This window comes from Novosphingobium sp. ST904, assembly GCF_001298105.1.
Taxonomy (GTDB): Bacteria; Pseudomonadota; Alphaproteobacteria; order Sphingomonadales; family Sphingomonadaceae; genus Novosphingobium.
The window spans coordinates 95367-120535 of the sequence record NZ_LGJH01000160.1 but is presented as its reverse complement, the minus strand read 5'-3'; the positions used below and the strand labels follow the sequence as shown (position 1 = coordinate 120535).

The window sequence follows — 25169 nt, the reverse complement described above, 5'->3', positions numbered from 1 at the left end:
GTTTCAAGGATTGCGCACGAAGAGTTCGTCCTGAAAACGCGGGACTCTGCGCGGAATCTTTCCGAAAATGACAATATCTGTAAGGTATTGTGCATCTTGGGATCGTCCGTGCGCGTTTTAAAGGGCTATTGAAGATTTAATTTTCTGTCGCGGTTTCCGATTTTACAATAGTGCGTGCAAAAGGCGGATTTCCGTTACTTTACCTTGTTTTTCGAGTTTCTGGTTGTGGCTGTCATGTCACAATGACAGTTTTATGACGATGCTGTGCAAGCATCTGTATTGAACCGGTTTCCCGGCCCTGTATTCGGCCCCCCGATCCCGCCGCCACGAATGCCGCGGGGCAAACAGAATGCAGGAGCATACGCATGAACAAGATCGCCCTTCTCGGCGCTGCCGCCGCCCTTTTCGCCGTTCCGGCCGCCGCCAATGCGCAGGCCTACGTTCAGGCACAGACCGGCCTCGACAGCGTTTCGATCGACGGCGGTTCGTCGGAAGGCCTCACTTACGGCGTTGCTGCCGGTTACGACTTCCCGGTTCGTGAAGCGCTGTTCTTCGGTATCCAGGCGAGCGTATCGGACAGCACGACCAAGGAATGCGCACGCGACGTCATCGCTCTGGGTGACAAGCTCTGCGTCCGCGCCGGGCGCGACCTTGCCGCTGTTGCCCGCATCGGCACCAACGTTGGCGAAACCAGCAAGCTCTACGTCCTCGGCGGCTACACCAATGCCCGCCTGCGCGTGATCTATACCGATGGCACCAACAAGGACAGCGACGGCACGAACCTTGACGGTTTCCGTCTCGGTGCCGGCTTCGAGCACAACTTCGGCGGCAACCTGTTCGGCAAGGTCGAGTACAACTATTCGAACTACGAACAGGGCTTCAGCCGTCATTACGGCCTCGCCGGTCTCGGCGTGAAGTTCTGATCTCAAGAAGAACGGGACCGCGCGGAGGCAACGCCGTGCACCGTTCGGAAGACCCGCTCCGGTTAGTCCGGGGCGGTCTTTTCTTTGGAATAGCAGCGAAGGGGGCGCCATGAAGCCCGGGGCAGGCCCCGGCGTCCTGTGCCTACCTCGAAAGTTCTGCCAGTCGCATGGCCAGCTTGAACGCCTCGAAGCGCGCGGCGCGGTGCTCGGCGGCTTCCCAGTCTTCGCCCCAGAGCTCGACTTGCCAGTCTTCTTCCAGGTTGGCGGCTTTCCACAGCGCTTCCGCATCGGCGCCCGGCCGGATCGCAGCCATGGCGATCACCAGCGAGGCGGCGAGGCTGGAGAGCATCTTGAGCGCGGCCAGCGAGAAGTCGCTCTCGGCGGCTAGGGCGAGTTCGATGCGGGCCAGCGTCTCGGCCGGCTGTGGCTTGGGAATGATTCCGGAGACCCGCGTGAAGTGCACGTCGTAGCGGGTTTCCGCTTCGGCGAGCAGGGGCTCCCACACGGCCAACTGGCGCTCGTGAAATGCCTCGCCCGGCTCGGCGCGGTAGCAGAGCGTGTCCGTCTCGGCATAAGGCAGGAGATCGCGGATCGTCTGCTCGCGGTCGTCCGAAACAGCATCCACGGCAAAGTCGGCCAGATCGCGCAAATGGAAGGTCCGCGCGTCGATCTGTTCGCCTTGCGCCGCCCACTCGGCGGCAAGCGCATCCGCGAGCGCCCTTGTCGGCACGACCTGGGGGCGGCCGCCGGCGGTCTTGATCGGTCGGCCATCCAGCAGCACGCGCCACGCCTGCCCACCTTCGGTCTCGCCGGTCGAGGCCTCCTTGTAGAAGCGCTTCATTTCGGGCTCCGCCACTTGCGCGCCAGCACCTTGGGGATGACGAACACGTCGATCAGTCCATTGGCGATCAGGAGGTATCCAAGCCAGAGCGGCGCGGCGAGCTTTTCGGCGCCGATCGCCATGCCCGCGATCACGCAGGCGACGCCGAAGATACGCACGAGCTGGATGGTGGCGAAGCGGGCCCTCGCCGGGTCTTGTTCGGTCATGCCAGGAGGTACTCCGCAAGTTCGCCCGGCGCTGCGACGACCTTCTCGGCGCCGGCCTCGGTCAGTTCGCGCGGGTGGTGATAGCCCCAGTCCACGCCGACGGCGCGGGTTCCGGCGGCTTTCGCCATCTTCATGTCATAGGCGGTGTCACCGATCATCACCGTTTCGCCGGGCAGGGCGCCCGCATCGAACAGTGCTTCCTCCAGCATCGCGGGATGCGGCTTGGAGGGGTGGCGATCTGCCGTCTGGAGCGTGACGAAGAGGTCGGAAATGCCGTTGGCCGCAAGGCAGTGGCCCAGGCCCCGGTCCGACATGCCGGTGGCCACGCCAAGCGTCCATCCGCGCGCGTGAAGAGTGCGCAGGCAGTCCTCGATGCCGGGAAACAGCGGTTGCGAGACGCGCCCTTCCTCTCGTGCCTGTCGGAATGCGACCTTGTAGGCTTCCGCCATCGCATTTTGCTGCTCTTCGCCGCTATCGGGCAGGAGCTGCCGGATCGCCTGCGGCAACGACAGGCCCACCGCGCGGCGGATCAGGCCGCGCGAGGGAGCGGGCAGGCCGAAGCGGGCGAAACTCGCTTCCATCGCCTCGCAGATCGGTGCCTGCCCGTCGACCAGGGTACCGTCGCAGTCGAAGACGGCGAACTTTACCGCCGCGGTCACCGCTTTCCTCGCGGACCGGAAGGCCGTCCGCCGGAAGGTGCCGAGCCGCCGGGTTTACGCGAGGCGGGGCGGGCAGGCGCCGATCGGGCTGCGCCGGGGCCAGTCTTGCTGCCGGGACCGGTCTTGCCGGGTTTTCCGCCGGGCTTGCCTGCGGACTTTGCGCCCGGGCGCGATGCGGTCTTGCCCGAGGGCTTGCCGCGTGAGGGACGGTCGGAGGGGGTGTCGCGGCGCGAGCGGCGCTCACCCCGGCGTTCCTTGCGATACTGCTTGGCGTGAGCCTTGGCGGCGCGCTTCTCGTCGTCCTTGGTGAACTCCGGCGCGGATTCGGGCAGTTCCGCGCCGTCCGCCTCGTCGAAACCGAGCGAGGCCAGCGAATTGGCGAAATGCTCGGGCAGGGGGGCGGTCACGTCCAGCGGGGTGCCGTCCGGGTGCTCGATGATGAGCCGGCGGGCGTGGAGGTGCATTTTGCGGCTGATCGTGCCCGAAAGAAACGCTTCCTGCCCGCCATATTTGCCGTCACCCACGATCGGGTGGCCGATTGCCGCCATATGGACGCGCAACTGGTGCGTACGGCCCGTCAGCGGGTGCAGTTCGACCCAGGCGGCGCGGTTGCCGGCACGGTCCAGCACACGGTAACGGGTGCGGGCGGACTGGCCGCCTTCCTCATCCACATGCATCTTCTCGCCGCCGGTGCCCGGCTGCTTGGCGAGCGGCAGCTCGATCATGCCGTCGTTGATGCTCGGCACGCCGACCACCAGCGCCCAGTAGATCTTCTTGGCGGTGCGCCCGGAAAAGCGCTTGGAGAAGAACGCCGCGCTTCCGGGCGTGCGGGCGATCAGCAGGACGCCGGAAGTGTCCTTGTCCAGCCGGTGGACGAGGCGAGGGCGCGGGCCCTTCTCCGCATAGGCGTCAAGCAGGCCGTCCACGTGCTCCTTCATGCCCGATCCGCCCTGCGTGGCGAGGCCCGGCGGCTTGTTGAGCACGATCGCCGAGCGGTCCTGCGTGAGGACCATCGAATCGGCGAGTTCGATCTCTGCTTCGGTCAGTTCGCGGCGCGGGCGCGAGCCACCGAGGCCGGGCTTGGCCTCGCCGCCCGGCGGCACGCGCAGGACCTGGCCCGCGACGAGCCGGGTGTCGACATCGGCGCGCTTGCCGTCGACACGGATCTGCCCGGTGCGCGCCCAGCGCGACACCATCGCGAAGCCGACTTCGGGCAGGTGGCGCTTGAACCAGCGGTCGAGACGGATGTCTTCGTCGTCGCGGCCGACGGTGAACTGGCGGACGGAATCTGAATTGTCGCGGCTCATGCGGCGACTCCCTTCGTGATGGAAAAGCCGGCAAACAGCGCGGCGAAGCCCGCGATCAGCGAGATCGCGACATAGAAAGCCGCAAGACCGAGCTGCCCGCGCATGGCAAGGGCAATGGTGTCGAGGCTGAACGAGGAAAAGGTGGTGAAGCCGCCCAGCACGCCGACACCGATGAGCAGGCGGGCAGTCTCGCCCTCTGCGGTGTGGCGCAGGAGCCAGCCTGCCAGCAGGCCCATGGCAAGGCTGCCAAGGACATTGACGGTAAGGGTGCCATAGGGAAACGCACCGGCTCTTGCCGGGCCGATCACGGTGCTCCAGCCGAGGCCGGTGAGAAAGCGCAGCCATGAGCCGACGCCGCCGCCCAGCGCCACAAAGAGCGAGGAGGCTAGAAAGGAAGGTTGGGACATTGGGCCGCCTTAGCCGTGAATGCGCGGATTTCCAATCGTTCCATCCGACCGGACGGCACGCGGCCCTTCTATAAGTGTCATTGGGTGCGACCCCACTCCGCAAGGAGACATAATGATGCAGATATCATCTTCCACAAGCGCGCTGAGCACGCTGTTCAATCCGAGTCAGGACATGGAGGACAAGCTGGCCTCCGCCGTGAGCAACGGTTCGGTCAGCGACAGCGATGCCGCGGCGCTCGAATCGGCGCTCGATTCGATCGACGACGCGCTCGGCACGGCGTCTTCGGGCAGCAAACTCGACCCTTCCCAGATGAAGGATCGGATCGATTCGCTGATTTCCGACCAGGTGGAAAACGGCACCCTGACCGAAGAGCAGGCCTCCACCCTGCAATCCCTGTTCGCGCAGGGCGCATCGCAGGATGGCGGTGAGGCCGGCGGAGCGGGCGGCCCCGGTGGACCCGGCGGCGCGGGTGGTCCCGGCGGTCCTCGCGGTGCCGGCGGTCCGCCGCCCGGCGGTTCGTCCGTCGAGGAAACCGACGAGACGGAAGAGACCGAGGAAACGGACGAAACCGATGAGACGGACGACACCGATTCCACCGATGACGCGGAAGAAACCGATGAGGCCGATGCCACGCTGGCCGCGGTCCAGGCCTTCATCGAGAACCTGAAGGCCCAGCAGGCCGAAGGCGCGACCTACACGGCCTCGGCGGCGACTTCCGCCACCGTTTCGGCAGCAGGTCTGATCGTCGATCAACTGGCCTGACGCGCGGGATTGGTGTATGAGTACCCTCCATCGGGGAGTCCCACCCTCGGTGGAGGGCGCATTTTGGCCGATCTTTCGCCAAGATTGCTTGCCTTCCGGCCCCGGCGATGCTAGCGGCCCCCAACTTCGAGCCGACCCCGACAGGGATTCGGTGCAATTACGTTTTTTCTTTCAAGGTGCCTTCCGCGTCGGAATGCGGAATTCGTGCCTTCGATTTGTGAGGTGTGTCGGTTTATGCAGATTCTCGTCCGCGACAATAACGTCGATCAGGCTCTTCGGGCTCTCAAGAAGAAGCTGCAGCGTGAAGGCGTCTACCGCGAGATGAAGCTGCGTCGTCACTTCGAGAAGCCCTCGGAAAAGCGCGCTCGCGAAAAGGCCGCTGCTGTGCGCCGCGCCCGTAAGCTGGAGCGCAAGCGCATGGAGCGTGACGGCGTCAAGTAAGATTGATGTCGGCCCCGTCTCCGGGCGGGGTTTGCGGCATCCGTTTTCTCGTTTCCGAGCGAGGAGCGGGGAAATGCCGCGCTACAGTCAGGATCGTATGATTACGATTGTGATTGGCACATCTTAAATTGCTCGGCTTGCGGCTTGAACCCCGCTCCGGCTTGAGCCATGAGGGCGCGGAAATTCCATCCGCGCCCTTTGTGCATCTGCCGTGCAGTTACCGCGCAGCTGTACCCGCCGGGCGAACCCGAACGAGGCCCTAGACCATGACTGAGATCACCCGCGTTCCGCTGCAGCCGATTGCCAAGGGCTCGCTGACCAAGATCTGGCTCGGCGTTGCCGCAGTCGCGCTGGCCGCCGGCGGCGTCGCCTATGCTGCCCTGCCGCCGCAGGTCCACGTCAAGACGCTGACCGCCGGTTCGGGCGAATCGCCGACGATCGCTGACGTCGTGCTCATCAACTACAAGGGCACGCTGCCGGACGGAAACGTCTTCGATCAGGCGCAGCAGGTTCCGATGGCCCTCAATGAGGTGATCCCCGGCTTCACCAAGGCGCTCGTCAAGATGCAGCGCGGCGGCAAGTACGAGGTCGAGATCCCGGCCAAGCTGGCTTACGGCGACAAGGCGGTCGGCAAGATTCCGGCCAATACCGACCTGAACTTCGAAATCGAGCTGCTCGACTTCAAGAGCCGCGCCGAGATCGAGCAGCAGCAGCGCCTGATGCAGCAGCTCCAGCAGATGCAGGGCGGCGCACCGGGCGGTGCCGTTCCCGGCGGTGCGATTCCGGGTGGCGCGATTCCCGACGGTGCCGTTCCGGGCGCCGAAGGTCCGGCACACTGATCGCCGCCATGATCCGCACGTTCCGTCCGGCGCTCCTGGCGCTGGCCGTCGTCCTGCCTGTTGCGGCTTCGGCCGCGGCACCGGGCCAGACTGCACCTTCTCCGGCTCCTGCGCCCGCAACCTCACCCGCGCGCCAGGTCGTGGTCACCACGCTGACAGCGGGGCAGGGCGCCAAGCCTACCCGCGAAGACTACGTGCTGGTGAACTACAAGGGAATGCTCAAGGACGGCACCGTGTTCGACCAGAACGAACAGATGCCGATGGCCTTGGGCGAAGTCGTTCCCGGCTTCGCCGACGGGCTCGTGCAGATGCAGCGCGGCGGCAGCTACCGCATCCTGATCCCGGCGGAACTGGCTTACGGCGCGGAAGGCGGCGGGCCGATCCCGCCCAATTCCGACCTCGTCTTCGAAGTGACCCTGCTCGACTTCAAGACCCGCGCGGAACTCGACGCGATGATCGCCGCGCAGCAAGGGCAGGCGCAACCGGCCCAACCCGGCTCGCAATGAGCCGGGCCGGACGCACTCCCGGAGGCGTCCATGCTTGAAGCAATTTCGGACGGGTGCTAGCTGCCCGATCCTGATCTCCCGGCGCGTGCAGAGCCGCGCGTCAAACTGAAGGAACGCCATGTCGGTCGATACCGCAACCGTTGCGAAGATCGCCAGCCTCGCCCGCATCAAGGTGAGCGAGGCCGAAATCGAGGCGATGGTCCCCGAACTCAACGGCATTCTCGCCTGGGTCGAGCAACTCGGCGAAGTCGATACTTCGAACGTCGAGCCGATGACCGCCGTCATCCCCAACACGCTGCGCCTGCGCGACGACGTGATCGACGCCGATCCGCTGACCGGCGGCGACAAGCGCGATGCCGTTCTGGCCAATGCTCCCGCCGCCGAACACGGCTTCTTCGGCGTGCCCAAGGTGATCGAATAATGACTGATCTTACGGAACTCGGCGTTGCGCAGATCCGCGACGGTGTGGCCGGCGGCGATTTCTCCGCCGTCGAAGTGGCGGAAGCTTTCAACGCCAATGTCGCCGCCGCGCAGGAAGCGCTGAACGCCTTCATCATCGCCACGCCTGAAAAGGCCATCGAAGCGGCAGCTGCCACCGACGCCAAGCGTGCGCGCGGCGAGGCTCTCGGCAAGATGGGCGGCGTGCCGATCGGCATGAAGGACCTGTTCGCCACCTTCGACGTGCAGACGACGGCCGCCAGCCACATGCTGGAAGGCTTCAAGCCGCAGTACGAATCGACCGTCTCGCAGAAGCTGTGGGATGCCGGCGCAGGCATGCTGGGCAAGCTGAACCTCGACCAGTTCGCCATGGGCTCGTCGAACGAGACCAGCTATTTCGGCAATGTGATCTCGCCGTGGAAGCGCAACGATGGCGGCAACGCCGCGTTGGCGCCGGGCGGTTCCTCGGGCGGTTCGTCGTCGGCTCTCGCCGCGCGCCTCTGCCCGGCGGCGACCGGCACCGACACCGGCGGCTCGATCCGCCAGCCCGCCGCATTCACCGGCACCACCGGCATCAAGCCGACTTACGGCCGCTGCTCGCGCTGGGGCGTGGTTGCTTTCGCCAGCTCGCTCGACCAGGCGGGCCCGATGGCCCGCTCGGTGCAGGACTGCGCGATCATGCTCGAAGCCATGGCCGGTTTCGACGCCAAGGATTCGACCAGCCTCGACATGCCGGTGCCGAACTGGGAAGCCGCGCTCTCGGGCGACATGAAAGGCAAGAAGGTCGGCATTCCGAAGGAATACCGCGTCGATGGCCTGGACGACGATGTCGCAAAGTCGTGGGACGACGGCATTGCCTGGCTGAAGGATGCGGGCGCTCAGATCGTCGAGATCTCGCTGCCGCACACCAAGTACGCGCTGCCGACTTACTACATCATCGCGCCTGCCGAAGCCTCGTCGAACCTCGCCCGCTATGACGGCGTGCGGTACGGCCTGCGCGATCTGCCGGACGGTGCCAACCTTCAGGACATGTACGCCGCGACCCGCGCCGCCGGTTTCGGCCCCGAGGTGAAGCGCCGCATCCTGATCGGCACTTACGTGCTCTCGGCCGGTTTCTACGACGCCTACTACACGCAGGCCCAGAAGGTCCGCGCGCTGATCGCGCAGGACTTCGCCAAGGCCTTCGAAGAGTGCGACGTGATCCTTGCGCCGACCGCGCCTTCGGCCGCCTTCGGCCTTGGCGAGAACGTCGACGATCCGCTGAAGATGTACCTGAACGACGTCTTCGCGGTGCCCGCCTCGCTCGCGGGTCTTCCGGCGATGTCGGTCCCGGCCGGCCTCAACCGCGAAGGTCTGCCGCTGGGCCTTCAGGTCATCGGCAAGGCTTTCGACGAACAGGGCGTGCTGAACGCCGGTCTCGCCATCGAGGCCCGCGCCCAGTTCGCGGCCAAGCCGGAAAAGTGGTGGTAATATGAGCACTTATCGCATCCAGGGCGCCACCGGTGACTGGGAGGTCGTGATCGGCCTCGAAGTCCACGCGCAGGTCACCTCGAACTCCAAGCTGTTCTCCGGATCGGCGACGGCATTCGGCGCAGAGCCTAACAGCCAGGTCTCGCTGATCGACGCGGCGATGCCGGGCATGCTGCCGGTTCCGAACCGCGAATGCATCCGTCAGGCCGTGCGTACCGGCATGGCGATCGACGCGCAGATCAACAAGTGGTCCCGCTTCGACCGCAAGAACTACTTCTACGCCGATCTTCCGCAGGGCTACCAGATCAGCCAGCTCTACCACCCGATCGTGGGCGAAGGCTCGCTGACCATCGAGGCGGACGAGAAGGCGGGCATCCCGGCCGACAAGGTGATCGGCATCGAGCGCATCCACGTCGAGCAGGACGCGGGCAAGCTGATGCACGACCAGCATCCGACGATGTCCTATGTCGACCTTAACCGCTCCGGCGTGGCGCTGATGGAAATCGTCAGCCGCCCGGACATGGCTTCGCCTGCGGAAGCAGGGGCTTACCTGTCGAAGCTGCGGACGATCCTGCGCTATGTCGGCTCGTGCGACGGTAACATGGACCAGGGCTCGATGCGCGCGGACGTCAACGTCTCGGTGCGCAAGCCCGGTGACGAACTCGGCACCCGTACCGAGACCAAGAACGTCAACTCCGTGCGCTTCGTCATGCAGGCGATCGAGCACGAGGCAAACCGTCAGGTGGACGTGCTGGAAGGCGGCGGCAAGATCGTGCAGGAAACGCGCCTGTTCGATCCCACCACCGGCTCGACGCGTTCGATGCGTTCGAAGGAAGACGCGCACGACTATCGCTACTTCCCCGATCCGGACCTGCTGCCGCTCGAACTCGACGATGCCTTCCTTGAGGCCTGCCGCGCGAGCCTGCCCGAACTGCCGGACGCCAAGCGCGCCCGCTACGAAGGCGAACTGGGCCTTTCGGCCTACAACGCTGCCGTGCTGACCGCCGATGTCGATACTTTCGCATGGTTCGAGGCGCTGCTGGCCGAAACCGCTTCGGCACAGGGCAAGCAGCCCGCCGAAGTCGCCAAGCAGGCCGCCAACTGGCTGATCTCCGAATTCTTCGGCGCGCTCAACAAGCAGGGCAAGAGCCTTGAAGACTCGCCGATCAGCCATGAGCAGGCGGCGGAGCTTCTGGCGCTGGTGGGCAAGGGCACGATCTCGGGCTCGATCGCAAAGCAGGTTCTCGAAACGATGTTCGAGACTGGTGACAATGCCGGCGTCATCGTCGAGCGTGAAGGGCTGAAGCAGGAATCGGACACCGGCGCCATCGAGGCCAAGGTGGACGAAATCCTCGCCGCCAATGCCGACAAGGTCGCCCAGTACCGCGAAGGCAAGGTTGCGCTGTTCGGCTTCTTCGTCGGCCAGACGATGAAGGCGATGGCCGGCAAGGGCAACCCGCAGGTGGTGAACGAGATCCTGAAGGCCAAGCTCGGCTGACGCAGGGTATCATAGACATAAAGAAGGGCCGGAAAGCGCTGTGCTTTCCGGCCCTTCTTCGTTTGAAGCGGCTTACTTCGCGGCTACCTTCTTGGGAGCGGCGGTAATGGCGTTGTGTGCATATTCGACGAAGTTCTTCTGGTAGACGGTACCCAGCTCGCCAAGTGCCGCAACGGCGTCCTCACCTTCTTTCGGCGGGAACAGCGACAGGCCATTACCGCCCCATGCCTTGTATTCCCAGGTGATCTTCTGGGCGGCATCGAACCGGCGATACATGAACAGCGTGCGCAGCGAGCGGCCATAGATTGCCGCCTTCATGTAGAACACATCGGCGACGATGAGTTCGGAGTAGCATGCGGCGGCCGAATCCGAGCGTCGTGTCTTGATCTTGTTCATCGTCTTGCGTTCGAGCGGCTGCTCGTGACGAATGATGGTGGTGCCCGGTGTCAGCGGCAACAGGGTGCGCAGATCCATCGCCACGAGTGCGTCGAGCTGCGAGGGACTGTCGAGTGCGCTTGCCATCAGCGACTGATTGCTCGAATCCCGGTCGGCATGCAGCGCTGCATCGAGCAGGCCGCCGCCAAGCAGGCCTGTGGTCTGGGATCGCATGCGTTCGGCCGGCCATAGATGCAGTTCGCAACCGTCCGCAGCTGCGGCAGGCTGCAGTCCGGGTACAGGAGCTGTTGCTGCCGCAGGGGCTGCTGCGTCCTGCGCGTGAGCGGCAGGCGCAAAGACCAGTGCCGCGAGCAGACATGCACGCGAGATCATTTTCATTACAGTCGCACTCCGTGGTTGAATGGGTCAGCGTTTCTTTTTCGGCGGCGCCGCCAGCGCCTTGCCGAAATCGTGGATGCTGATGGAATAGGCGGACGCCAGTTCGGACACGATCGCATCGGATGACCTGTCGATAGCCTTGTCGGCAATGCGAACCGGCACCTGGATATAGGTGCCGAAGCTGCGGCCGGACACGTCACCATCGAATTGGCGGAAGCGGTAAAGGATGTTGAGCGCTTGCGTGCCGGTGAAATTCTTCTGCAGGACGAGGTCGTCGATCATCAATTCGGCGTAGCAGCGCGGCGTATCCAGTGCGTGGCGGGCAAGGCCGGTGCGGATTTCGCGGCTGGACAGCGGCGTTTCGTGGATGACCGTGCGATATCCGGCGAGGCTGAGCGTGGCGGCAAGATCTGCCGAGCCGAGTATCTTGACCTGTTCTCCCGCCGAAAGCGGTTCATGCGGTACATTCTCGTATCCGTCGCGTCCCTTGGCTGCTCCGTCCACGGTGCCGCCGTGTGCCCAGCCGTAATAGACCGAATGGAAATCGTGGCCCGGCCAGACATGCAGTTCGCAAGCAGCAGAAGCGGCAGCAGGCGCGGCCAGCGTTTCAGGCATCTGGGCCTGCGCGCTCGCCGTCGCCACGAAAGGCTGCACGCAACAGGCGGCCGCGAAAATCGCGTGCCGAATAGTGGAACTCATCAAGTTTAAACCCCCGGCAAGGTAGCGGCCGATGTTCCCCAACGTCGGTCTTTCCTGCGCGATCAGCCAATATTGGGCCTGGTGCAAACTGGCAAGAGACTTGATGTTAAAGAATAGAATTCAGCTCTGCCGCGCGGGGCGATCATGTGAGAATGGCAGCGGCCATGAAAAAAGGGCGGCCATCGCTGGCCGCCCTTTTTCTTGTCTGCGGGTTCGCCGGTTCAGGCGATTTTGTTGCCTTCCAGCTTCATCGTACCGAAGAAGCCGGCCTTGATCGTGCCGGTGAGGTCGGTGCCGTCGACCGTGGCCTTGCAGTCGAGATCGATCGGCATCGGTGAGGTCATCTTCATCTTCCAGCTCAGCGTGTTGCCGCTGATCTTGCCGTCCCGCAATTCCATCGTGCCGAGGTCGCCGGTGATCTGGCCGGTGAAGGTGTCACCTGCCGGAACGATGGTAAGCGTGCCCTTCTGATGCCCCATCGGGGTCTTGGTCGAACATTCGTAAGTTCCGCCGAGCAGCGACATTCCTGGTCTCCTTATTCCTGGCCTTCAGGCGCTGCAGGTACCGCGCGCACTTCGACGGGCAGGCCGAGGCCCTTGAGTTGCGGTTCAACCACCTTGCGATCGCCCACGATCACGAATGTCAGGCCCTTGGGCTGGAGATATTGCGTGGCGGCAGCGCCGATCGCCTTGGCGTCTATCGTGCGATACCTGGCGGCAAGGCCGACGTAATAATCTTCCGGGCGGCCGAGACGGTCGTTCTTGCGGATCGCTGCCTGCACGGCGGCGTCGGTTTCGAACAGGTTGGGAAGCTGCCGGATCGCGCCTTCGGTAACGCGCTGGAGTTCCTCCGCGGTTACCGGCTTGCCTGTCGGAAGCGCGCCCATGTCGGCGATGATGGCCTTGATCGCCTCGCCGGTCTTGTCGGACTGGACCGGGGCCGCGACCTGGACCGAGCGTGGGCCGACGGGCTGAGCCACGCCGCTATGGACGCCGTAGCTCCAGCCCTTGTCCTCGCGCAGGTCCTTGTTGAGGCGCGAGAGGAAGCCGCCGCCGAGCACGTCGTTAGCCAGTTGCAGGGGTTCCGCGTCCGGGGTCTTGCCGGTCATCGGCAGGACGCGGCCCGCCACGATCACGGATTGCGGCGAATTCGGCCGGTCGATCAGGACGATCCGGCTGCCGGTGGCGGCGGGCACGGCGGTGTCGAGCGGCTTTACGGGTTTTGGCACGGCCGGGGCCTGCCACTGGCCGAAGGCGCGTTCCAACATCGGCTTCAGTTCGGCCATCGTCACATCTCCCACCACGGTGATCCGGGCGAGATCGGGGCGCAGCCACTTGTCATGCGCGGCCTTGAGCTGGGCAGGGGTGAGTGCGGCGAGCGAGGCGGCATTGCCGAGGCCGTCCGAGGGCTGGGCGTAAGGGTGGTTCCCGAAGAGTTCGCTGCCGAGCGAGCGGGCGGCGAGATCGTCCGGCGTTGACAGCGCCTGCGCCAGTTCGGCTTCCGACTGGGACTTCACGCGCTCCACTTCGGACGGGCTGAAGGCGGGATCGCGCACGATCTGGGCCATGAGGTCCAGCGATGGCGAGAGATTGGCCGAGAGCGCCGAGAGCGTCACGCTGCTGGTATCCAGCGAGCCGTCGATCGAAATGCTGGCGCCGAGGCGTTCCTGCGCCTCGGCGATGCGGGTTGCGTCGAGCTTCGAGGTGCCCTGGTCGAGCATGGCCAGCATCAGCCCCTGCGTGCCCGGCGTATCGAGCGCATCGGCGGCATAGCCGGCGTCGAAATCGAGCGAGAGCACCAGCTTGGGAACCGCGGTACGGCGCGCAAGCGCACCGGGATGCCGTTGGAAAGCGTCGTGCGCTCGATCGCCGGGAAAGTCAGTGCGCCGATCTGGCCGAGTTGCGGGAATTCGCGCTTGGGTCCGGCGGCGAGGGCAGGCGCCTTGGCCTTGGGATCCGGGCGGGGTGCGGGCTGTTTCGCCTCGTCGCCCCAGCCGCCCATGGCATCGCCGCTTTCGGTGCGGGCGCCGGGAACGACGTCGAGGGCATAGACCGGGCGCGAGAGCCATTTGTTCATTGCCGCCTTGACTTCCGCCGGGGTGAGCGCGGCCATGCGGGCAAGGTCCTGCTTGTACTTGGCGGGATCGTCCGAATAGACCTGACCCTCGGCCAGGGTGGCTCCCTTGCCGCTGAAGCCGCCGACGCGTTCAAGGCCGCCGATCTCGCCGGAAAGGGTGCTGACGACGGCACGGCGCACTTCATCCTCGGTCGGCCCGTCGCGCAAGTAGTCGGCGAGGACCTTGTCGAAGGCGGCGTTGGCCTTGGCGCGGTCCACGCCGGGCTTCACGTCCATGGCCATGGTGAGCATGCTGAGCTGCTGGAACACCTGCGAATAGGCGGTCACGGCCACCGCAAGCTGCTGTCCGCGTACCAGTTCATTGTCGAGCCGCGAACTGGCAAGGCCGCCGAGCACCCGCATGCCGATCTGGAGCGCGGGGGTATCGGCATCGTTCAGGCCGGGAGCGGTCCAGTTGCGGGTAAGGCGCAGGACCGGCACCTGGTCGACGATCTCGCGCTTCACCGGCGCCGAAAGCGTCACGGGTTCGGCAGTGACGGGCTTGATCTCGGGGCCGCGCGGAATGTCGCCGAACCATTTCTCCACCTTGGGGCGGGCGGTGGCGGCGTCGATGTCGCCCGAGAGCACGAGCACGACGTTGTTCGGGCCGTAGTGGTCGGTAAACCACTTGCGAACGTCCGTGAGGGTGGCGGCGTCGAGGTCGGCCATCGAGCCGATGGTGGAGTGGCGGTAGGGGTGGCCCACCGGCAGCAGGCCTTCGGCCTGGGCATATTCGAAGAGGCCGTAGGGCTGGTTGTCACCCTGGCGCTTCTCGTTCTGGACGACGCCCCGTTGCTTGTCGAGTTTGTCCTGGGTGACTGCGGGCAGCAGGTGGCCCATGCGGTCGCTTTCCATGAACAGCGCAAGGTCCAGCGCGCCCGTGGGCACGGTTTCCACGTAATTGGTGCGGTCGTACCAGGTGGAGCCGTTGGTGGGCGTGGAGCCGGCGCCTTCCAGCGGCACGTCGAAGTCCGGCACGTTGGCCGATCCGCCGAAGAACAGGTGCTCGTAAAGATGCGCGAAGCCGGTCTTTCCGCGCGGCTCGTTCTTGGAGCCGACCTTGTAGTACGCCGTCACCCCGACGATAGGGGCCTTGCGATCGGTGTGGATGATCGTGGTGAGCCCATTGGCGAGCACGAACTTCTCGTAAGGGATGTCCACCCTGGCGACGAGTTCGGCCGGGGAGGCCGGTGCCGGGGCGGCATTCTCCGACGGTGCCGGCGGTGGCGAGGCGACACTGGCCGTGGGGGCGCTGGCGCAGGCGGAGAGAGCGAGGGCGGCGGCGAGCGCAATGGCGCTGGAACGGGGAGCAAGTCGCATGGCCGAAGGTCTAGCACGTTGTTCGGCAAGGACCAGCGACAAAGGCGATGGGATGCAAGAGGGGCGGCGGGAAGAGAGAGGTCGTCCCGGATCGGGTGCGGAGACGGACAATTCCCCCCGCCGTTGATTACCCCCGCTTGAAGATCTGGCCGGAATCGAAGCGGTGATGCGCCATTCCCCGTCGCTGTCGCGGCGGCATTCCATCTTCACGTCGGCGACTGCCAGCGGATCGCAGTATTTCTCGAACGGCGCCTCGCCCACGGCGGCGAAGAACACCAGGAGATAGCCGACTTTCGCATGGTCGGCATCGTCGAAGGAAACCCGCAGCGAAGTGATGATATGGCGCATGGTCATCAGGCCCGCGCCTGCCCGCAGCGCTTCGGCGCGGCCTTTGTAGAAGGTCTCGACCGCGGCCAGCCCCTCGCGCCATTCGCCGCCGACGTTATAGGCCACATCCTCGGACAGAACGTCGGCGCTGCGCATTTCGAGGCCGTTGTGAATGTCCAGTTCGTCGCCCCATTCGTAGACGACCTGCTTGATGGCAAGCACATCCGCTGCCTGCTGGGGAGTGAATTTCGCCACGTCTGATGCCTCTTCCCATTGGTTTTCGGGTCTTGTCGGGAGAGGCTAGGCAAGGGCAACCTTCGCGCCAAGCGAATGCGCAACGGCAGGCACGTTCAACGCCACGGCGACGTTTTCGAGGGGGTGGCATTCCGCGCGGCGCTTCCCATCTTGTGACAAGCCGGTTCCGGCTCTTGAGAATCAACGCTTTCTTCCCATCTGCGCGCCATCAGAATGTGCCGCGCGAAAAATGTCATGGCACACCTTGTGTTGCAAATGTGCAACACTATATGGTCGAGATCAGGAGGCAATTCATACCATGAATCTCGAAAAGTTCACTGACCGGGCCAAGGGTTTCCTTCAGGCGGCGCAGACTGTTGCGATCCGCATGAATCATCAGCGCATCAGCTCCGACCACATCCTCAAGGCCCTTCTTGAGGATAGCGAGGGCATGGCTTCCGGCCTCATCCAGCGCGCGGGCGGCAATCCGGCCTTCGCGGTGCAGGAAATCGACAAGGCGCTCGGCAGGATTCCCACGGTTTCGGGCAGCGGTGCCCAGGGCGCTCCGGGGCTGGACAACGATGCCGTGCGCGTGCTCGACCAGGCCGAGCAACTCGCCGCCAAGTCGGGCGACAGCTTCGTCACCGTGGAGCGCATGCTGCTCGCGCTGGCGCTGGCCACCACGACTTCGGCGGGGCAGGCGCTCAAGGCCGCCAACCTCACGCCCCAGGCGCTGGAGGCGGCGATTTCCGAACTGCGCGGCGGCCGCAATGCCGACAGCGCTTCGGCCGAAAACGCCTATGACGCGATGAAGAAGTATGCCCGCGACCTCACGCAGGCCGCGCGCGACGGCAAGCTCGACCCGGTGATCGGCCGTGACGAGGAAATCCGCCGCACCGTCCAGATCCTCGCCCGCCGCACCAAGAACAACCCCGTGCTCATCGGCGACCCCGGCGTTGGCAAGACCGCCATCGCCGAGGGCCTGGCGCTGCGCATCGCCAATGGCGACGTGCCCGACAGCCTCAAGGACCGCAGCCTCATGGCGCTCGACATGGGCTCGCTGATCGCGGGCGCCAAGTATCGCGGCGAGTTCGAGGAACGCCTGAAGGCCGTGCTCGACGAAGTGAAGGGCGCGGACGGCCAGATCATCCTGTTCATCGACGAGATGCACACGCTGATCGGCGCGGGCGCTTCCGAAGGTTCGATGGATGCGGGCAACCTGCTGAAGCCCGCCCTCGCGCGCGGCGAACTGCACTGCATCGGCGCGACCACCCTCGATGAATACCAGAAGTACGTCGAGAAGGACGCGGCCTTGCAGCGCCGGTTCCAGCCGGTCTTCGTGGGCGAGCCGACGGTGGAGGACACGATCTCGATCCTGCGCGGGCTCAAGGAGAAGTACGAGCTGCATCACGGCGTGCGGATCACCGACGGCGCCATCGTGGCGGCGGCGACGCTCTCCAACCGCTACATCACCAACCGCTTCCTGCCGGACAAGGCGATCGACCTCATGGACGAGGCCGCCAGCCGCATCCGCATGGAAGTGGAGAGCAAGCCCGAGGAGATCGAGAAGCTCGACCGCCGTATCATCCAGCTCAAGATCGAGGAAATGGCCCTCGGCAAGGAGACCGACGAGGCATCGAAGGACCGCCTTGCCTCTCTGCGCGAGGAACTGGCCAATCTCGAACAGCAGTCGAGCGAACTGACCACGCGCTGGCAGAACGAGCGCGACAAGATCGCCGCGGAAGGCAGGATCAAGGAGCAGCTCGATGCCGCGCGCGTCGAGCTCGATCAGGCCCAGCGGACAGGCGACCTCGCCAAGGCGGGCGAGCTTGCCTATGGCACGATCCCCTCGCTGGAGCGCAAGCTGTCCGAGGCGCAGGCCCAGGCCGGAAACGCGCTCCTGCGTGAAGAGGTGACCGAGGACGACATCGCCGGCGTCGTCAGCCGCTGGACCGGGGTTCCGGTGGACAAGATGCTGGAAGGCGAGCGCGAGAAGCTCCTCAAGATGGAGGACGTGATCGGCGCGCGCGTGATCGGCCAGAAGGATGCGGTCTCGGCCGTTTCCAAGGCGGTGCGGCGCGCCCGCGCCGGGCTTCAGGATCCGAACCGGCCGCTGGGCTCGTTCCTGTTCCTCGGCCCGACGGGTGTCGGCAAGACCGAGCTGACCAAGGCGCTCGCGGGCTTCCTGTTCGACGACGACAGCGCGATGGTCCGCATCGACATGAGCGAGTTCATGGAGAAGCACGCGGTGTCCCGCCTGATCGGCGCGCCTCCGGGCTATGTCGGCTACGACGAGGGCGGCGTTCTGACAGAGGCGGTGCGGCGCCGGCCTTATCAGGTCGTGCTGTTCGACGAGGTCGAGAAGGCGCACCCGGACGTGTTCAACGTGCTGCTGCAAGTGCTCGACGATGGACGCCTGACCGATGGGCAGGGCAGGGTGGTGGACTTCACCAACACCCTGATCATCCTGACCAGCAACCTCGGCAGCCAGTACCTGACCCAGCTTGACGAAGGGCAGGACGTGGACACCGTCGAGCCGCAAGTGATGGAAGTGGTGCGCGGGCATTTCCGGCCCGAGTTCCTCAACCGTCTCGACGAGATCGTGCTGTTCCACCGGCTCGGCCAGGAGCACATGGGTCCGATCGTCGATATCCAGGTGGCGCGTGTCCAGAAGCTGCTCAAGGACCGCAAGATCGTGCTGGACCTGACCGACGCGGCCAAGCGCTGGCTCGGCCGGGTGGGCTACGATCCGGTCTACGGCGCCAGGCCCTTGAAGCGGGCGGTCCAGCGCTACGTCCAGGACCCGCTGGCAGAGAAGCTGCTGGCTGGCGAAGTGCCGGACGGTTCGCACGTCCACATCGACGACGGCGACGGCGCGCTGGCGATCAGCGTGGAGTGAAACGAAAAGAGGGTGCGAGATTGATCTCGCACCCTTTTCCTTACAATCGTTGCGGCAGGTCAGTTGACCCGATGTGCTTTCAGCGCTCGGCCGCCCTTGAAGCGGACCCAGTAGGACCCGAGAGCGGCGGCTTCCAGTTCAACGTCGTCGCCTACCTTGGGCATGCGAACCGTGCCCAGTGCTTCGTTGGTCTGCCACTGTGCTCCGTCTGCCAACGTGAAGAGCAGCTTTCCGCTGGCCGCTCCCCGGACCGAGGAAAGCGTGGTCTTGATGAGCTTGACCTCTTCCTCGCCGCTTCTTTCCCCGCCCCCGAAAAGATCGACGCGAGAAGGGTGAAGCCGAAGAGCGAGCGGCGGACTTCACGAATGCCTTCCTTGTCCACGACCTTCACACTGCCGGTTTCGATCGCTCCCAGCAATATTCCGCTTTCGCGATCGAAGCAGGCGAGGCGTTCGCCGGAATCGGCGATTGCTCGACACGCCGCAAGCTTGGCCACATCCGGAGGAAGCGCTCTGTCGGAATCCTTGGCCTGCGCTGGACATGCGGCGAAAGTCGCGAGAAGTCCCACCGCGCCAATGGCCGCGCTGGGCAGAAATCGGTGTGCCATGCTGGAAACAGTCCCCTCGGAATTCTTCACCCGACCCTAGCGGGCGACCGCCGGTTTGCAAGCGCGGCTCGGCCGGATGCGCTTGCCTGGGTCGGGCGACCAGGTGTTTCAGCGCTGGCCTTACTGGCCGCCGGGGCGACTGCGGCTGTAATCGACGATGTCCCTTGCCGCTTCGCTGCCGCGTTCGCGCAGGCGGCGCCATTCACCGACGGGCTTGCAGACACGTTCTCCGGCGAGGCGGCTGCCGGTAACCTTGATCATGCGGCACTTGATGACGTCATCGGGGTCGGTCAGCGCATTCGGTGCGGCTGCCACCGGTGTTGTTGTTGCGGCGGCTGGTTCGGCGGCCTGCGCAGCCGCGCTGACACCGAGGCAGCCGAGCAAGGGAAGTGTGGCAGTAGCTAGAACGATTCGGAACATGTGGAGATCCTGATTTTCATCTAAAGGCAAAGTACCGCGAGCAGCGTTGCGGCGCAAATGAACTGTCGCGGCGTTCCAGGCGGACTTAGCGGCCGATATCGTGTTCCTGGGGAGAAAGTCCCAGTGAGTCCGCTACATCGCAGAACTCGATGATCGCGTCCTGTTCAACCTGCGAAAGGTGAGGGTTCCAGGCATCGAAGATCAACAGGATTCTATCCTCTTCTCCGTGGTTCCATGCTTCGTGGTCGATCGTGTCGGAGAAAGCGAAAGGCTTTCCCTCGATCCATTCCCGTTCTTCGCCGCCCACGCGAAAGCCGCATTTCGGGGGTACTACGAGCGGCAGGTGGATGATCGCCCGGGTGTTGGTTACGCCTGTGTGTGGCGGGATGACTTTGCCGGGTTTCAGGACGGAGAAGAACGCGGTTGGCGCGCGATTGGGAATGCGGGCCATCGGAACCGCGTCAAGCGCCGCGAAGGTGGCAGGGCAATGCTCTGCAAGTGCCTCGTTGCGGGTGCCGTATTCCCAGAGGAAGCAGGCGCTCCAGTCAAGCTTCCCGTCGAGCACGGCCCATGGGCCAGCATGGCCGCCCTTGGGCATCTGGACATACGGCCTGAAGAGATGCCGGCAGTTCGCAAGCACATGAACCGCTTCTGCGCGAATCTTGTCAGCCTGGGCGGCGAGCTGGTCGAACCATGGGAACAGATCGTCATCGAAGAACTCGTCCGCTGGCAGAAATGGGTAATGCAGCCCCGAACAGCGATCGTTGAAGATCTGGCGCTTGCCGGTCGCTGCGTCGAGAAAGGCGCGGGCACGGCGCGCATCGCGGCCCTGAAGCATTTCCAGCCTGCTGGAGACGCGGGTTTCCATGCCCTGTGTCAGCTTCGCCTGAATGCCGGCGATTACCCGCTGGCCTTGCGCCACTTCCTCTGCGAGCAGGGGCGGCAGTTCTCCGATCGCCTGGCTCATTTGAATGACGGCGTGCCACGCGGAGAGGGCTTGCGATTCCTCACCGCGTCGTGTCCGCAATTGGGCGGTGCGCAGCCAGGCAATGAAATCGCGCGCGTCCAGCGCGATCGCGGCCTTCAGCGCCGCAATTTCGCCTTCGTCGTCTCCCGCCGCCCTGCAGGCCGTCGCCAGGTTCCGTTGCAGCGCGCCTGATTCCGGGTCGGCCTCTGCTGCGACCCGATGACAATCGATTGCGGTGGCAAAGTCGCCACTTCGTAACGCTGCAAGGCCTCGCGCGTTGGCGCTTGCCGCGAGTTCGTTGACTTGGGAATCCCCCATTGATGCCCCCTGAATTTACCCCTTGCCCTCGATCTTGCCATTGCCTCTCGGACGTAGCAAGAAGGCCGTCATGACGCTGTCAACAGATATGCAAGTTCCCGAGGCGGCCTGGCTCGCCCACCGTTACGATCCCGCTCAGGACAGCTACCAGTTCCGCCGGATCGAGCGGTCAGGGCGCCAGCAGGTCCCGTTCCTGACTGACGAACATCTGGGGGTGGAGACAAGCCCGGTCGTCATCCGCCGGCAGGCACTTGCCGACTGGGATCGGGCAGCGGGATGCCAGCCGCATTTCATCTTCCATTCGGCATTCTGCGCCTCGACCATGTTGGTCCAGGCGCTGGACCTGCCCGGCATCGCGGCGGGGCTTTCGGAGCCGGTTCTTCTCAACGACCTGATCGGATGGCGTCGCAGAGGCGCAGACCCGAGACAGATGGGGGAAGTGGCGGCGGATATGCTGGCGCTCATGGCCCGCCCGTTCGTGAAGGGAGAGCGGACGGTGATCAAGCCGTCCAACATCGTGAATCCGATCATTCCGGCGCTGATGAACCTTGCCCCTGATTCAAGGGCGGTTCTTCTCTATGCTCCGCTTGAGCCGTTCCTGCTTTCGGTCGTGAGAAAGGGATTGTGGTGCAGGATCTGGTGCCGGCAGCTTGCGAAGGGATATCTCGTAGATCGTTACCTGGATTTCGGTTTCAGTCCCGAGGAACTGTTCCTGCAAACCGACCTGCAGATCGCCGCATTGGGCTGGCTCGCGCAGCAGCGTCATTTCGCGCAAATCGCGGCTCAGATGCCTGACCGGGTCGCCACCCTGGATAGCGAGGCCTTGACGCGTCGCCCCGTGGATTCGGTGGCGGCGGTCTTGCGCCATTATCGCCTTCCGGTGCCTGACCGGGACGTGCTGGCCGGTCAGCCTGCCTTGCACCGCGACAGCAAGAGCGGGGACGCATTCTCGGCCGGGCAGCGCCAGCGCGATCAGGATACCGCGCGCATGGCTCACCGCGATGAAATCGGGACAGTCCTGGAATGGGCGTCCACGATTGCCGCGGCTCAGAATATTCCGCTGGAACTTCCAAACGCCCTGAATTTCGGCTGATTGCCGATGGCGCGGCGGCCGCCGCCTGCACGTCCAGGGCTATAGCCTTGGCGTAGGCCGCGGTGCGCACCTGAATTCTCGCGCTTTCATGTGCCGCAAAGAAAAAGGGGCGGACGTTGCCGTCCACCCCTCAATCTCAAATCGTCGGTAACGATTAGAAGCGCAGCTTTGCAGCCACGGCAAAGCGACGGCCCAGAGCGTCGTAGGTCGACGGGTAGGTGTTGCCGCTGTTGTATGCGGTCGAACCGATGTTCGAGCCGACGATCGGCGGCTTCTTGTCGAACAGGTTCTGGATCGTGACCGTGAACGTGACGTTGTCGGTCGCGTTGAAGCGGGTCGTCAGGTCGAAGTAATCGAACGCCTTGATCCGGTTGAAGTCGACGTTCTTGCCGGCAAGCGCGCCGACGTCGTCGCCAAGGGTGCCCTGGAACGCTTCGCCGAAGTCTTCGTACTTGAAGCTGTCGATGTGGCGCCACAGCAGCGAGACGTCGATGTTCTCGAATGCCAGGGTCGTACGGGTCGACCACTGCCACTTCGGCTGAAGCGAAGCGCAGTTTTCGGAGTAGAGGCCGACGCAGTCACGTGCAACGCCAGTCGGCGAGGACTGGAACACGCTCTTGTCGGTCCAGTTGCCGTTCAGCGCCAGGATCAGGTCCGCGAAACCGATGTTACGGCGATAGTTGGCCGTGAAATCGATACCGGCGGTCGACAGCTTGCCCTGGTTGCTGAGGTTGAGGGCAAGGCCCGGCGTGGTGGCCGGATCGCCGCTCAGGCCGCCGTCGAGCGGGTTACGCTGGATGGCAAGGCAGGCAGGGTTGGTGACGCTGAGGTTGTCGAAGCAGGCCGACATGGCGTCGCCCGGCGTCGGCGTGGTGATCGCGTCCTTGATCTTGATGTTGTAGTAGTCGACCGTGAGCGACAGACCGGGAACGACGCTGGGCTGGAAGACGACACCAAGGGTCCAGGAGTCCGACTTTTCGGGCTTCAGGTTGATGTTGCCGCCGCCCGTGTAGTTGGCCTGGCCGGCTGCCGGCTGGAAGATGTTTCCAACGTTGGCGGCAGTCGCACCCTGAGCGATACAGACGTCACGAAGAACGCCGGTCGGAGCCGAGCGGCCCGGGATCGCGCCGCCGGTGTCTGTGAAGGTGGCGCAGGGATCGTCCGACAGGTTGGTGAGGGCGGTGGTGACCGGGTAGAACAGCTCGTAGATGTTCGGGGCGCGAACGGCACGGCTGTAGTTACCGCGCAGCTTGATGTCCGAAACCGGACCCCAGACGCCGCCGACGGTCCAGGTCGTGGTATTGTACTTCGGGCTGCTTGCAGCGTCGACTTCGTAGTGCGACTGGCGGACGCCGGCGTTCAGCGAGAGTTCCTCGAAGAACGGCTTGTCCTGAACCAGCGGAACCTGAAGTTCGCCGAAGACTTCGTAGACCTTGTAGCCGCCCTTGATGTTCGGGGCCGCACCGCCGGCACCGCCGAGGTCGCCGGTCTGGGCAAGCGTGTCAGAAGCCTGGCTGGCGTTGTATTCGCGGAATTCGACACCGGCCGCGAATGAGATCGGGTCGGAGGCGAACGGCGAACTGACGCCGATGTTGCCGCTCAGTTCCGCAGTGGCCTGGGCCAGAGAGAAGCGGTTGATGACAGTCGATTCCTCGGTGAGGAAGTCGATCTGCTCAGCCGTGAGCGTGGTGGCATCCGGGGTGAACCAGTTGACCGGGATACAGCCATCGGTCGTGCCTTCGAGGCAGGTGGAGCTGTTGGTCGCCAGCAGCGAGTCGCGAATGCGGCTGTTGAGCGTGTAGCCCTTGATGGTCTGGATGTTTTCGGATTCGCCATAAGCGCCCGAAACGTCGAACTGGATGTTGCTGGTTACGTCACCGCGAATACCGGCACGATAGTCGAACATCGTGGTCTGGTAGTCGGAGATACGCGGACCGACTTCGACGGCACGACGGTACATCGAGGTCGTGGCGGTGCGGTAGTTCGGATCGTTGGGATCGGTTGCGGCGGCTGCGAGGGCGCAGGACGCAGCGTCGAGGCCGGCGATCGAGCAGAACGAGCTGCGCAGGCCGTCGTTCAGGAACGGGTTCGAGATCGGAATGTCGACCGAGATGCCGAATGCGCCCGAGGGGGCGATGACCGTCGAGACGGTCTGCTTCGAGAACATGCCGCGGCTGTAGATCTCGATGTTGTCGGCAACTTCATACTTCGCGGAGCTGAAGATGTTGAAGCGTTCGAACGGCGTGCTGAAGATGTTCGACGGGTTGAAGTTGTAGGGCTGGTAGTAGGGAACCAGGCTCTGGCCGTCAGGCGCGATCTGCTGGGCGCCGAAGCGGGTCGGAAGGGTCGTGCCCGAACCCGAGGCTTCGCCCGAGAAGCTGTCGACGTTGTAGACCGAGTAGCCGCGCTGGCCCTGGTAGACAGGGTCTGCCTGCTGATAGCCGATGCCCAGGATCACGTGACCGCGGCCATCGTCGAACGAGGCGCCGGTCGACAGGTCGGTACGGAAGGTGGCGCCGTCGCCCTGTTCGGTGATCTGGTAGCTGCTGTTCAGCTCCAGGCCTTCGAATTCGTTGTTGATGACGAAGTTGACGACGCCCGAGATGGCGTCGGCACCGTAGGTGGCCGATGCACCGCCGGTCAGGACGTCAACGCGCTCGACGAGGGCGAGCGGGATGTTGTTGAGGTCGACACGGCCGACCAGTTCGGCGGGGACGATGCGCTGGCCGTCCAGCAGGACGATGTTGCGGTTCGAACCGAGGCCGCGAAGGTCGACGTAGCTTGCGCCGCCGTTGCCGTTGTTGACGCGGAACCGATCGACGGGACGATGCCCGGAATTTCGCGCAGGACTTCTTCGGCAACGTTGTTCTGGGCCAGCTGGATCGTGTCTGCGGTCGTGACGTTGACCGGGGCAGCTTGCGTCAGGTTCGGGTTGTTGATGCGCGAACCGGTGACGACGATGGCTTCGCTCGCGGGTGCTTCTTCAGTCGCCGCGTCCTGCGCGTAGGCGCCGGTTGCGGTGAACGTGAAGGCGGCAACGCACGTTGCGCTCCGGAGAGCGGCCTTCTTCAGAGATGTTTTCACTTTTGTGTCCCTTG

At 64.5% G+C, this 25169-nt stretch carries 22 protein-coding genes and 3 pseudogenes; 10 read left to right on the top strand and 15 right to left on the bottom strand.

Annotation, left to right across the window (positions count from 1 at the left end; all coding sequences use genetic code 11):
• The first annotated feature begins 365 nt into the window (after positions 1-365).
• Positions 366-923, top strand: a complete 558-nt coding sequence (locus ADT71_RS22870) for an outer membrane protein (RefSeq protein ID WP_054440609.1) — start codon at positions 366-368, stop codon at positions 921-923.
• Between the two features lie 142 nt (positions 924-1065).
• Here the strand turns inward: ADT71_RS22870 and ADT71_RS22865 are convergent, their stop codons facing one another.
• From ADT71_RS22865 to crcB, 5 genes are read right to left on the bottom strand one after another with little or no spacing between them, the layout of a single operon-like run.
• A complete protein-coding gene (locus ADT71_RS22865; protein ID WP_054440692.1) occupies positions 1066-1764 on the bottom strand; it encodes an ATP12 family chaperone protein in 699 nt (232 codons plus the stop codon).
• On the bottom strand, positions 1761-1970 hold the full coding sequence (locus tag ADT71_RS22860) for a hypothetical protein (RefSeq protein ID WP_054440606.1): 210 nt from the start codon (positions 1968-1970) through the stop codon (positions 1761-1763). Before ADT71_RS22860 ends, ADT71_RS22865 begins: the two co-directional genes overlap by 4 nt.
• On the bottom strand, positions 1967-2629 hold the full coding sequence (locus ADT71_RS22855; protein ID WP_054440602.1) for an HAD-IA family hydrolase: 663 nt from the start codon (positions 2627-2629) through the stop codon (positions 1967-1969). The genes ADT71_RS22860 and ADT71_RS22855 overlap by 4 nt, the downstream gene beginning before the upstream one ends.
• Positions 2626-3936: an RluA family pseudouridine synthase gene (locus ADT71_RS22850; RefSeq protein WP_054440599.1), complete on the bottom strand. Its 1311-nt coding sequence runs from the start codon at positions 3934-3936 to the stop codon at positions 2626-2628. Before ADT71_RS22850 ends, ADT71_RS22855 begins: the two co-directional genes overlap by 4 nt.
• Complete coding sequence (gene crcB / locus ADT71_RS22845) at positions 3933-4343, bottom strand: fluoride efflux transporter CrcB (protein WP_054440596.1); 411 nt, start codon at positions 4341-4343, stop codon at positions 3933-3935. The genes ADT71_RS22850 and crcB overlap by 4 nt, the downstream gene beginning before the upstream one ends.
• Before the next feature lie 112 nt (positions 4344-4455).
• Between crcB and ADT71_RS31630 the strand changes: the two genes are divergently transcribed.
• From ADT71_RS31630 to gatB, 7 genes are all read left to right on the top strand, one after another.
• The gene (locus ADT71_RS31630) at positions 4456-5106 is read left to right on the top strand and encodes a hypothetical protein (RefSeq protein ID WP_054440593.1); all 651 of its coding nucleotides are present in this window, start codon (positions 4456-4458) and stop codon (positions 5104-5106) included.
• Positions 5107-5340: 234 nt separating this feature from the next.
• Positions 5341-5547 carry a 30S ribosomal protein S21 gene (gene rpsU / locus ADT71_RS22835; protein WP_054440590.1) on the top strand — a complete coding sequence of 69 codons (207 nt, stop codon included), beginning with the start codon at positions 5341-5343 and terminating at the stop codon, positions 5545-5547.
• Between the two features lie 266 nt (positions 5548-5813).
• Positions 5814-6386, top strand: a complete 573-nt coding sequence (locus ADT71_RS22830; protein ID WP_054440587.1) for an FKBP-type peptidyl-prolyl cis-trans isomerase — start codon at positions 5814-5816, stop codon at positions 6384-6386.
• 8 nt (positions 6387-6394) lie between these two features.
• Positions 6395-6892 (top strand): FKBP-type peptidyl-prolyl cis-trans isomerase, encoded by a 498-nt coding sequence (locus tag ADT71_RS22825; protein WP_054440584.1) that lies wholly within the window; start codon positions 6395-6397, stop codon positions 6890-6892.
• Positions 6893-7010: 118 nt separating this feature from the next.
• A complete protein-coding gene (gene gatC, locus ADT71_RS22820) occupies positions 7011-7313 on the top strand; it encodes an Asp-tRNA(Asn)/Glu-tRNA(Gln) amidotransferase subunit GatC (RefSeq protein ID WP_054440581.1) in 303 nt (100 codons plus the stop codon).
• Positions 7313-8800 (top strand): Asp-tRNA(Asn)/Glu-tRNA(Gln) amidotransferase subunit GatA, encoded by a 1488-nt coding sequence (gene gatA / locus ADT71_RS22815; RefSeq protein WP_054440578.1) that lies wholly within the window; start codon positions 7313-7315, stop codon positions 8798-8800. Before gatC ends, gatA begins: the two co-directional genes overlap by 1 nt.
• A gap of 1 nt (position 8801) precedes the next feature.
• Positions 8802-10298 (top strand): Asp-tRNA(Asn)/Glu-tRNA(Gln) amidotransferase subunit GatB, encoded by a 1497-nt coding sequence (gene gatB / locus ADT71_RS22810; protein WP_054440574.1) that lies wholly within the window; start codon positions 8802-8804, stop codon positions 10296-10298.
• A gap of 72 nt (positions 10299-10370) precedes the next feature.
• On the opposite strand, the gene ADT71_RS22805 is transcribed toward gatB, so the two are convergent.
• The 5 genes and pseudogenes from ADT71_RS22805 to ADT71_RS30650 form a co-directional block, all read right to left on the bottom strand.
• Positions 10371-10907 carry a hypothetical protein gene (locus ADT71_RS22805; protein ID WP_054440571.1) on the bottom strand — a complete coding sequence of 179 codons (537 nt, stop codon included), beginning with the start codon at positions 10905-10907 and terminating at the stop codon, positions 10371-10373.
• 192 nt (positions 10908-11099) lie between these two features.
• Entirely contained in the window at positions 11100-11714 is a 615-nt protein-coding gene (locus ADT71_RS22800; RefSeq protein ID WP_156336766.1) for a hypothetical protein, read from the bottom strand.
• 278 nt (positions 11715-11992) lie between these two features.
• Positions 11993-12295: a hypothetical protein gene (locus ADT71_RS22795; protein ID WP_054440567.1), complete on the bottom strand. Its 303-nt coding sequence runs from the start codon at positions 12293-12295 to the stop codon at positions 11993-11995.
• Between the two features lie 11 nt (positions 12296-12306).
• A pseudogene (locus tag ADT71_RS22790) lies at positions 12307-15206 on the bottom strand (M16 family metallopeptidase).
• 222 nt (positions 15207-15428) lie between these two features.
• Positions 15429-15755, bottom strand: a pseudogene (locus tag ADT71_RS30650) (hypothetical protein); the annotation flags it as partial.
• 331 nt (positions 15756-16086) lie between these two features.
• Between ADT71_RS30650 and clpB the strand changes: the two are divergent.
• Entirely contained in the window at positions 16087-18666 is a 2580-nt protein-coding gene (gene clpB, locus ADT71_RS22785; protein WP_054440566.1) for an ATP-dependent chaperone ClpB, read from the top strand.
• Positions 18667-18725: 59 nt separating this feature from the next.
• Here clpB and ADT71_RS31625 read toward each other — a convergent pair whose 3' ends face one another.
• The 3 genes from ADT71_RS31625 to ADT71_RS22775 form a co-directional block, all read right to left on the bottom strand.
• Entirely contained in the window at positions 18726-18881 is a 156-nt protein-coding gene (locus ADT71_RS31625) for a hypothetical protein (protein WP_156336763.1), read from the bottom strand.
• 512 nt (positions 18882-19393) lie between these two features.
• Positions 19394-19693, bottom strand: a complete 300-nt coding sequence (locus tag ADT71_RS22780; protein WP_132469321.1) for a hypothetical protein — start codon at positions 19691-19693, stop codon at positions 19394-19396.
• A gap of 85 nt (positions 19694-19778) precedes the next feature.
• Positions 19779-20978 (bottom strand): aspartyl/asparaginyl beta-hydroxylase domain-containing protein, encoded by a 1200-nt coding sequence (locus ADT71_RS22775; protein WP_054440563.1) that lies wholly within the window; start codon positions 20976-20978, stop codon positions 19779-19781.
• Positions 20979-21048: 70 nt separating this feature from the next.
• Here ADT71_RS22775 and ADT71_RS22770 point away from each other — a divergent pair, with 70 nt between their 5' ends.
• Positions 21049-22071, top strand: a complete 1023-nt coding sequence (locus ADT71_RS22770; RefSeq protein ID WP_231636125.1) for a hypothetical protein — start codon at positions 21049-21051, stop codon at positions 22069-22071.
• Positions 22072-22225: 154 nt separating this feature from the next.
• Here the strand turns inward: ADT71_RS22770 and ADT71_RS22765 are convergent, their stop codons facing one another.
• Both ADT71_RS22765 and ADT71_RS35960 read right to left on the bottom strand, forming a co-directional pair.
• Positions 22226-24529, bottom strand: coding sequence for a TonB-dependent receptor domain-containing protein (locus ADT71_RS22765; protein ID WP_369818326.1), 2304 nt, complete (start codon positions 24527-24529; stop codon positions 22226-22228).
• A 195-nt stretch (positions 24530-24724) separates the two neighbouring features.
• Positions 24725-24817, bottom strand: a pseudogene (locus ADT71_RS35960) (hypothetical protein); the annotation flags it as partial.
• Between the last annotated feature and the right edge of the window lie 352 nt (positions 24818-25169).